Below are 9,552 nucleotides of genomic sequence, written 5' to 3' on the forward strand. Positions count from 1 at the left end.
AACAAGAAAAGGAAATCATACTTTTCCACATTTTACAAATAGTCAAAACCCAAATTTACTTTTCAATAAACACAAAAAGAGCCGACTCTTACGAATCGGCTCAATTATTTAAGAAAGTGTTATAAATTCAAAGTGAATTACTCGTTAATAGCGATAACTGCACCTGAACCTACTGTTCTACCACCCTCACGGATAGCGAAACGAAGACCTACTTCGATAGCGATTGGAGTGATAAGCTCAACATCCATCTCAACGTTATCGCCAGGCATACACATCTCTGTACCCTCTGGGAGTGAGATTGTACCTGTAACGTCAGTTGTTCTGAAGTAGAACTGTGGACGGTAGTTGTTAAAGAATGGAGTATGACGGCCACCCTCGTCCTTTGTAAGAACGTAAACCTGACCACGGAACTTTGTGTGTGGGTGAATTGTACCTGGCTTAGCAAGTACCTGACCTCTCTGGATTTCATTTCTCTGAACACCACGGAGAAGTACACCTACGTTGTCACCAGCCTCAGCATAGTCAAGAGTCTTTCTGAACATCTCAAGACCTGTAACAACAACTTTTCTCTTCTCGTCTGTAAGACCAACGATCTCAACTTCCTCAGAAGTTCTGATCTGACCTCTTTCAACTCTACCTGTAGCAACTGTACCACGACCTGTGATTGTGAATACGTCCTCAACAGGCATAAGGAATGGCTGGTCAGCCTTACGGTCAGGAGTTGGGATAAACTCGTCAACAGCATCCATAAGCTCGTGGATGCAAGCATACTCAGGAGCATTAGGATCCTTAGAATCGCTTGTAAGTGCGAGGTAAGCTGAACCCTTGATGATTGGTGTTTCATCGCCTGGGAAGCCATACTCGTTGAGGAGGTCACGGATCTCCATCTCTACGAGCTCAAGAAGCTCAGGATCGTCAACCTGGTCTGTCTTGTTCATAAATACTACGATGTAAGGTACACCTACCTGACGAGAAAGAAGGATGTGCTCTCTTGTCTGTGGCATAGGACCGTCAGCAGCTGATACAACGAGGATAGCGCCGTCCATCTGAGCAGCACCTGTGATCATGTTCTTTACATAGTCAGCATGGCCTGGGCAGTCAACGTGTGCATAGTGACGTTTTTCTGTCTCGTACTCAACGTGAGCTGTGTTAATTGTGATACCACGCTCTCTCTCTTCAGGAGCCTTATCGATGTTAGCGTAATCAACGAAGTCAGCGTCGCCTTCTAAGTTGAGAACCTTTGTAATTGCAGCTGTAAGTGTTGTTTTACCATGGTCAACGTGGCCGATTGTACCAATGTTTACATGGGGTTTATTTCTTTCGAATTTTTCTCTTGCCATTGGAAATTTCCTCCTTAAATATGGTAATTCATTGTAATTTACATTACAATAGATTTAATGCTATTGTACCAACAAATCAGCAAAAAATCAAGAGGTTTTTATAAAAAACCTAATATATTCAGCAAAAAGGATTAATTAGTCCTTCTTAGCTCTCTCGCTCATAATCTTTTCAGCAATGTTCTTCGGAACTTCTGCATAAGTATCAGGCTCCATTACATACTGACCACGACCCTGTGTCTTAGAACGCATATCAGTAGCATAACCAAACATTTCTGAAAGCGGAACATGAGCTGTTACTCTCTGTGCACCGTTCTCTGCTTCCATGCTCTGGATCATACCACGACGAGAGTTAAGGTCGCCGATAACATCACCGAGGTATTCGTCAGGAACGATAACTGTAACCTTCATGATAGGCTCAAGGAGAACAGGATCAGCTTTTCTCATAGCCTCTTTGAATGCCATAGAACCGGCAATCTTAAATGCCATTTCTGATGAGTCAACCTCGTGGTAAGATCCATCATAAAGCTCAACCTTAACGTCAACTACATTGTAACCTGCGAGTACACCGCTGAGCATTGCGCCCTGGATACCCTGGTCAACAGCAGGAATATATTCCTTAGGAATAGCACCGCCGACAATGTTATTAACAAACTCGTAACCCTTGTCCTTGTTAGGGAATACATTAATCTTAACATGACCGTACTGACCCTTACCACCTGACTGACGAGCATACTTCTCATCAACAGAAGCCTCTTTACGGATTGTTTCTTTGTAAGCAACCTGCGGAGCACCGATATTAGCCTCTACCTTAAACTCACGGAGAAGACGGTCAACGATAATCTCAAGGTGAAGCTCACCCATACCTGCGATAATTGTCTGACCTGTTTCTTCATCAGTATAAGCACGGAATGTTGGGTCTTCTTCTGCAAGCTTTGCAAGAGCAATACCCATCTTTTCCTGACCGGCTTTAGTCTTAGGCTCGATAGCTACTCTGATAACAGGCTCCGGGAACTCCATAGACTCAAGAACTACAGGATTCTTTTCGTCGCAGAGTGTGTCACCTGTTGTTGTATTCTTAAGACCAACAGCAGCAGCAATATCACCTGCATAGCAGCAGTCGATATCTTTTCTGTCGTTAGCGTGCATCTGAAGAATTCTGCCCATACGCTCGTTGTTGTCTTTTACAGAGTTGTAAACTGTATCTCCGGCCTTAACAATACCTGAGTAAACTCTGAAGAAGCAGAGCTTACCTACGAATGGGTCAGTTGCAATCTTAAATGCGAGAGCCGCAAAAGGCTCTGTATCAGAAGAATGTCTTTCAACTTCTTCGCCTGTTTCAGGGTTTGTACCCTTGATAGCAGGAACGTCGGTTGGAGCAGGCATATAATCGATAATAGCGTCAAGGAGCATCTGAACGCCCTTGTTACGGTATGAAGAACCGCAAGTTACAGGAACCATTGTATTGTCGATTGTAGCTTTTCTGATAACTTTCTTAATTTCATCTATAGAAATTTCCTCGCCGCCGAAGTATTTCTCCATAAGATCCTCGTCAAGCTCAGCAACTGACTCGATGAGTTTCTCGTGATACTCGTTAGCAAGATCCTGCATGTTCTCAGGAATTTCTTCCTCACTGTAATCTGTACCGTCTTCATTGTGGTAAATCTCGGCCTTCATAGTAACGAGGTCGATAATACCTGTGAAGTCGCTTTCGGCACCGATTGGGAGCTGAATCGGAACAGCGTTACATTTAAGTCTGTCCTTCATCATCTGTACAACATGGTAGAAGTTAGCACCCATGATGTCCATTTTATTAACGTAAACCATTCTTGGTACGCCGTAGTTGTCAGCCTGACGCCATACGGTTTCAGACTGAGGCTCAACGCCGCCCTTAGCACAAAGAACTGTTACAGAACCGTCAAGTACACGGAGTGAACGCTCAACTTCAACGGTGAAGTCAACGTGACCAGGTGTGTCGATGATGTTGATTCTGTGTTTCTTGTACTGATGCTTGCTACCGAACCAAAATGCTGTTGTTGCAGCAGAAGTGATTGTGATACCACGTTCTTTCTCCTGAACCATCCAGTCCATAGTTGAAGCACCATCGTGTGTTTCGCCGATTTTATGGTTTACGCCAGTGTAATACAGGATACGCTCTGTTGTTGTAGTTTTACCGGCATCGATGTGAGCCATGATACCGATGTTTCTTGTCTGTTCAAGTGAAACCTGTCTTGGCATAAAATCCTCCTCTAAAAATTACTCCGGTAATAAAAATTACCATCTGTAATGAGCGAAAGCCTTGTTTGCTTCAGCCATCTTATGAGTGTCTTCACGCTTTTTGAAGGCACCGCCTGTGCTGTTAGTAGCATCAAGAATTTCTCCTGCAAGTCTTTCCTTCATTGTTCTTTCATTTCTGGCTCTTGAGTAAGTTGAAATCCAACGAAGACCGAGTGTCTGTCTTCTCTCAGGACGAACCTCCATAGGAACCTGATATGTGGCACCACCTACACGGCGAGCCTTTACCTCGAGAACTGGCATTACATTTTCCATAGCCTGCTCGAAAACCTCAAGTGGGTTATTACCTGTCTTATCAGCAATGATTTCAAATGCACCGTAAACAATCTTCTGAGCAACGCCCTTTTTACCGTCATACATAATGTTATTGATAAGACGAGTTACAAGTTTTGAATTATAAAGCGGATCCGGTAATACGTCACGCTTCGCAATAGAACCTCTTCTTGGCACTTTGCTTCCCTCCTTCACAATAATTGAGATATCATAGGTACTCGAAAGCGACAAACTCCCGTATGCCAACAAGAAATCCATAAATATATATAGAAATCCTGCCGCATAGCAGAACTTAAAATCAATTTAAGCCGAAGTTATGTCAATTCCTTATTTACCTGCCTTTGGACGCTTTGCGCCATACTTAGAACGGGACTGCATTCTTCCTGCAACGCCCTGTGCGTCGAGTGTACCACGAACAATGTGATAACGAACACCAGGCAAGTCCTTAACACGGCCACCACGAATAAGAACAACGCTGTGCTCCTGAAGGTTGTGACCAACACCTGGGATGTAAGAACTAACTTCGATACCGTTAGAAAGTCTTACTCTGGCAATCTTTCTGAGAGCTGAGTTAGGCTTTTTAGGTGTAGCAGTCTTTACGGCTGTGCACACACCTCTCTTCTGTGGTGAGCTCTGGTTGATAGCAACACGCTTCTTAGAGTTCCAACCCTTTAAGAGTGCAGGAGCCTTAGCTTTCTTTTCGGAAACCTCTCTGCCCTTTCTTACCAACTGGTTAAATGTAGGCATATTTTTCCTCCTTTCCAAAATATTAAGAAATTGATTAACCGCCCTGTCAAGCAGGGCTGATTGGCGAGCAAGGTGCAATTACACATTGCTCTGCAATTTAGTATTATAACTCAACAAATATCGTTTTGTCAAGCGTTTTTATCCCGATTTTACGGCATTTTTACTTGAGTTTTTTAAATTTGTGCCGCAGCAGATACTATTTTACCCCAAATTTTTCTTTATATACCGAAAAAACCGCCCTCCGTAAAAGCAGAGAGCGGTTTTATATAAAAGGTTATCAATTTTTAGCTTTGCCAAATCAGTTATTCTCAACCTTAAAGCCGTTATCCTGAGCGTATTTTTCGGCTGCTGAGCCTTTCTTTGCTACAATAACAAGGTCTTTTGAAATAACATTTTCTTCATTTGAATCTAAATATCCGACACCGACATCGTCGATATATGTTACAGACTCCGGAATTGTAATCTTTTTAAGATACTTGCAGTTATAAACAGCATAGTCTCCAATGCTTTAAACACCATCTTCAAAAACAATTTCGGTTACGCCCTCTAAGCCCCACAAAGCATAGCTCTCAATATTCTTAACAGAGCCGGGGATTATAAGCTTCATATTCAAATCATCGGTGTCGATATTCGAATAATTATAAACATATATCTCATAAACGCTTGTTACAGGCTTGCCGTTAATTTCGTTCGGAACTCTGATTTCAAAATTCTTATCGGTAAATGTTTCGTCAAATGTGTCCATATAATTATAGCCTGTGATTTCAATTTCGCTGCCGTCGTTAATCTCCTGATAGTAAAAATGGCTTGCACTGTCATAATTTCTTTCACTGCTCTCAGCGCTGCTGTCACTGTTGTATTTGCTTTCATTATCTTCTACAAATATGCTTACGCCTTCCTTAACGCCACCAATAACCGAACCGACAGTCTTAAAAGCGTTGCAGGCTACAACACCGACAACAACAGCAAGAATAATTATGATACCGAGAATAACGCTGATTACAATAGCTGCAATCTTACCGCCGCTCATACCTTTTTTAGGCTGATTAGGCATATTGTTGTTAGGAACATTTGTAAACTGCTGACCTGTGTAACCGTTATTTACAGGCATACCGTTTGGCTGATTAGCAGATGAATTATACTGATACGGCTGTGGTGCAGGCTGTGCATTGTTTGCGTCGGCACCAAAACCCGAAGGTGAATTATATGCGTCCGAACCGAAATTGTTTGGCTGTGTGTTGTAATTATCCGCACCGAAGCTGTTTGGCTGTGAATTGTTGTCAGCAACATTCTGCTGTGCAGGTTCGGAATTATAATTGTTTGCCGCAAAATTATCCGACTGTGCAGGCTGTGTTTGAGTTTCCTGCTCTTTTACAGGCTCTTCGACAGGAGCGGGTGTGCCGCAGCTTGTGCAAAACTTACCTGTGATTTCATTTCCGCAATTAGGACATTTCATTTACTATACCTCTCCTTAAATAAGCAAAATATATTTGCCATACTATTGCATAATTATACCATTTTGTTTATGCAAAAATCAATTGCTTTTATTTACATATAAAAAAGCAATATATTGTATATTTTTATAATTTCATAACAAAAAGGTTCTCCTCAGCAGAGAACCTTAAGTTTATTATTTTACATAATTTCATCTAAGCAATTATCTCAACCTTCGATAAAAGCCTTTAGAATTTAAACGCTCACGATTAATCAAAGCATCAGTTATATTCAATATACAAATCGTTATCCTTAGCGTATCTGTCGGCAGCCGAGCCTTCTTTAGCGTATATGTGAGTAAGCGGAGAACGGGTATATTCTCTTTTGCCGACAGGCTCTGAAAATGTATCTCCCGCAATAAAAAAGCCTACCGCATGCTCGCCAATAACGGTCACCGATTCCGGAATATTAACCCTATCAAGCGAATAGCAATCTACAATAGCGTCAGGCTCAAGAGTTTCAACACCGTCTTCAAAGGTAATTTCACGCACATGTTCCGACAGTTTAAAAGTATCGCTCTGTATTGTCTTTACTGTACCGGGTACTGTAATATAAATATGGAGAGTACCCGAGGAAAGAGGATTGGTCGGATTGATTTTTCCGATAGCAGTTACGGTTTTGCCGTTAATTTCACTCGGAATATTAAAATAAAAATTGTAAGTATCATCTACAACTTCATCCTTAAAATCATTGTAGTAATCCACGGTGTCAATGCCTGTGACTGTAACAGTTCCGTCATCGTTTTCAGTGTAAAAGCAATACGAGTTTTCGTCCAAATCCATACTCACGGACGAAACGGCAGCAGAGTCATCCGCACCCGTAAACTCACCTATTCCCTTATTAAATTTATTATTTTTGATTACATTCATTATGACGGTATATCCGACAACACAAAGGCTGATAATCAATACACTTACAACAACAGGAACAACTATGCGAGCTGTTTTTGATTTTTTCTTTTCACGGGTATTTACAACATCCGAAAACGGCTGATTTTGATTAGTATAACCGCTCGGCATTGCGCTGTTGTTGTAATTAGGGTTTCCGTAACTATGCTGTGAATTGTAATTTTTTTGAGCATAGTTGTTTACAGGCTGTGTGTTGTAACCGTTTTGTGCGTATTCGTTTACAGTCTGAACACCGGCACTGTTTAAAGCAGTATTTTCAACTGTAGATTTCGACACTTCTTCAGAATTATTTATATTTTCCTGTTCGTCGGATTTTTCCTGAACGGCTTTTTCCTGAACGGCTTTTTCCTGTTCTAATTCTTCTTGCGGTACGGGTCTGCCGCAAAAGGTACATATATTACCCTCAAATCTTTCTCCGCAATCCGGACATCTGTGCATTTTTCTGTTCCTCCAAATTTTATATCAATTACATTCCATAGAACAGCATAATTATACCATTTTGATACATATAAATGCAAGCATATTTTTGGATATAATAAAGCATCAAATTACAATTTATTTAGCTAAAGTGCATAACAAAAGGCTCTCCGTTCAGAAGAGCCTTAGCTTTAAAATTATGTTTCAGAAAAACATTTCGTAAAGCGATTATAAGATTTTATCTTAAATTTGCGCAAAGTCATAACTTATTATTCACGCAAGTGCTTTTTCGATTTCCTGTGCGGCATCATCAAGGTAGTTGCCCTCAAAGAGTTCTACTCTGCCCTCGTCGACACACTTGGCAAGGTCGCTGTCAATAGGAAGCTTTGCAAGTACCTTTGTATTGTAACGCTCGGCAATTTCATCAATATGGCTTTCACCGAAAATATTATGCTTTTTGCCGCAATCGGGACATACAAAATAACTCATATTCTCAACAAGACCGAGAATCGGCACATTCATCATATTTGCCATTTTTACCGCCTTTTCGACAATCATGGAAACAAGCTCCTGCGGAGATGCAACTACAATGATTCCGTCAATCGGCAAACTCTGGAATACGGTAAGCGGAACATCTCCTGTTCCCGGAGGCATATCAACAAACATATAGTCCTCGTTTTCCCAGATAACATCTTTCCAAAACTGCTTTACCGTGCCTGTAATGACAGGTGAACGCCATACAACAGGGTCGGTCGGATTTTCAAGCAAAAGGTTTACTGACATAATATCAATTCCCGTTTCGGTTGTAACAGGAATAATTCCGTATTCGTTGCCCTTTGCTCTTTCGTTAATGCCAAAAGCCTTTGGAATTGACGGGCCTGTAATATCTGCGTCAAGAACAGCCGTTTTTTTACCAAGACGGTTGAAAGTTACCGCAAGAGTTGAAGTAACAAGGCTTTTGCCTACTCCGCCCTTGCCCGATACTACGGCAATTACTTTCTTTACACTGCTGTATTGATTAAGGCTTTCACGCAAACTTTCCGAATTTTTTGACTTGCAGTCAGAGCTGCAAGATGAACAATCATGACTACATCCCATATTTTTTACATCTCCATTTTATACAATTTGTGTTGTTTCGTCGGGAACATACTCCGTTACAGGTTCTGTATCCGGGGTAGATTCGTAAGTTTCGGGTTCGGTATATTCTTCTGTGTAAGGCTCTGTTTCCGGCTCGGTGTACTCCTCTGTGTAAGGCTGTTCTGTGGTTTCCTCCACATTCTCCGTGTAATCGGGAACATACTCCGTTTCGGTTTCAGGCTCGTAATACTCGGTTGTCGGCTCTTGAGTTGTGGCAACAGTCGCTTTCGTGGTAGGTGCATTTGTCACCGTCGGTTTTTTATTGCCAAACGAACATTTTGAAAGCACAAAAGCAAGCACACATACTACTATAACCGCAACGGCTACCACTACGCATACCATAGCCGCCTTACTGTTTTTCTGCTTTTGTTTTTTCGCTTTTTTCTGCTTTTTCGGCTTTCCCGAATAATCGTCCGTATCTGCATTATTCTCATAATAGTCGTCATTATTCGGTTGTCTGCGCTTAAATTCGTGTCTGTCCTCACCCGTTTGAGCGTCAAAACCGTCACCGTAATCTCTGTTGCTTTTTTTCGGATTATCCGACGGTATATGATTTTTGCTTGTTACCGATTGACAGTCAAAATCATCGCCGTAATTATCGCTGTGAACATCAAAATTCTCTGTGCTGTCTATGGCAGGCTCATTATTCGGTACATCGTTTGAATTTTTTTCAACTTCTTTATTTTCAACAGCTTCGGTATTATCAACATCAAAATTTTCAATATCCGCAAATCTGTCCTCTTCGTCTTTTTTTGCGTGACGGGCAATATATACTTTTTCTTCTTCCTCTTCAATTTTTTCTGTTCCGTCAAACTTATCCTTTTCGTCCATAAATTCACCCTCTTTAATTCGGTTCTAAATGTTGGGGTAACAATAATAAATTATTGTTTGGCTCACGGTTTAGTGTAATAATTTAAAAATTTAGGTCAAGCCTTTTTAAATCG

Annotated in this window: 8 protein-coding genes; all 8 read right to left on the reverse strand. The window is 41.3% G+C overall.

The genetic code is table 11. The features are described from left to right. Nucleotides 1–137 precede the first annotated feature (137 nt). The 8 genes from tuf to AAAY30_RS10745 all read right to left on the reverse strand — a co-directional run bounded on the left by tuf (nt 138) and on the right by AAAY30_RS10745 (nt 9,439). Nucleotides 138–1,340 carry an elongation factor Tu gene (tuf, locus tag AAAY30_RS10710; RefSeq protein ID WP_186935510.1) on the reverse strand — a complete coding sequence of 401 codons (1,203 nt, stop codon included), beginning with the start codon at nt 1,338–1,340 and terminating at the stop codon, nt 138–140. A gap of 135 nt (nt 1,341–1,475) precedes the next feature. Then, entirely contained in the window at nt 1,476–3,575 is a 2,100-nt protein-coding gene (fusA, locus tag AAAY30_RS10715; protein ID WP_022234080.1) for an elongation factor G, read from the reverse strand. A gap of 36 nt (nt 3,576–3,611) precedes the next feature. Next, a complete protein-coding gene (gene rpsG / locus AAAY30_RS10720; RefSeq protein WP_022234079.1) occupies nt 3,612–4,082 on the reverse strand; it encodes a 30S ribosomal protein S7 in 471 nt (156 codons plus the stop codon). A 150-nt stretch (nt 4,083–4,232) separates the two neighbouring features. Then, nucleotides 4,233–4,652: a 30S ribosomal protein S12 gene (rpsL, locus tag AAAY30_RS10725; RefSeq protein ID WP_022234078.1), complete on the reverse strand. Its 420-nt coding sequence runs from the start codon at nt 4,650–4,652 to the stop codon at nt 4,233–4,235. Between the two features lie 508 nt (nt 4,653–5,160). Beyond that, nucleotides 5,161–6,108: a zinc ribbon domain-containing protein gene (locus AAAY30_RS10730; RefSeq protein ID WP_499215760.1), complete on the reverse strand. Its 948-nt coding sequence runs from the start codon at nt 6,106–6,108 to the stop codon at nt 5,161–5,163. A gap of 259 nt (nt 6,109–6,367) precedes the next feature. Continuing rightward, nucleotides 6,368–7,492, reverse strand: coding sequence for a leucine-rich repeat protein (locus AAAY30_RS10735; RefSeq protein ID WP_418615414.1), 1,125 nt, complete (start codon nt 7,490–7,492; stop codon nt 6,368–6,370). 252 nt (nt 7,493–7,744) lie between these two features. Then, nucleotides 7,745–8,569 (reverse strand): Mrp/NBP35 family ATP-binding protein, encoded by an 825-nt coding sequence (locus AAAY30_RS10740; RefSeq protein WP_296152318.1) that lies wholly within the window; start codon nt 8,567–8,569, stop codon nt 7,745–7,747. A gap of 18 nt (nt 8,570–8,587) precedes the next feature. Beyond that, entirely contained in the window at nt 8,588–9,439 is an 852-nt protein-coding gene (locus AAAY30_RS10745; protein ID WP_499215759.1) for a hypothetical protein, read from the reverse strand. Nucleotides 9,440–9,552 lie beyond the last annotated feature (113 nt).

It is taken from the genome of Ruminococcoides bili (genome assembly GCF_040093295.1).
In the GTDB taxonomy this organism is placed as follows: domain Bacteria; phylum Bacillota; class Clostridia; order Oscillospirales; family Acutalibacteraceae; genus Ruminococcoides; species Ruminococcoides intestinale_A.

Coding starts and splice junctions, on each gene's coding strand:
- AAAY30_RS10745 (WP_499215759.1), bottom strand. CDS start 9,439: ATGGACGAAAAGGATAAGTTTGACGGAACAGAAAAAATTGAAGAGGAA.
- tuf (WP_186935510.1), bottom strand. CDS start 1,340: ATGGCAAGAGAAAAATTCGAAAGAAATAAACCCCATGTAAACATTGGT.
- AAAY30_RS10735 (WP_418615414.1), bottom strand. CDS start 7,492: ATGCACAGATGTCCGGATTGCGGAGAAAGATTTGAGGGTAATATATGT.
- AAAY30_RS10730 (WP_499215760.1), bottom strand. CDS start 6,108: ATGAAATGTCCTAATTGCGGAAATGAAATCACAGGTAAGTTTTGCACA.
- fusA (WP_022234080.1), bottom strand. CDS start 3,575: ATGCCAAGACAGGTTTCACTTGAACAGACAAGAAACATCGGTATCATG.
- rpsL (WP_022234078.1), bottom strand. CDS start 4,652: ATGCCTACATTTAACCAGTTGGTAAGAAAGGGCAGAGAGGTTTCCGAA.
- AAAY30_RS10740 (WP_296152318.1), bottom strand. CDS start 8,569: ATGGGATGTAGTCATGATTGTTCATCTTGCAGCTCTGACTGCAAGTCA.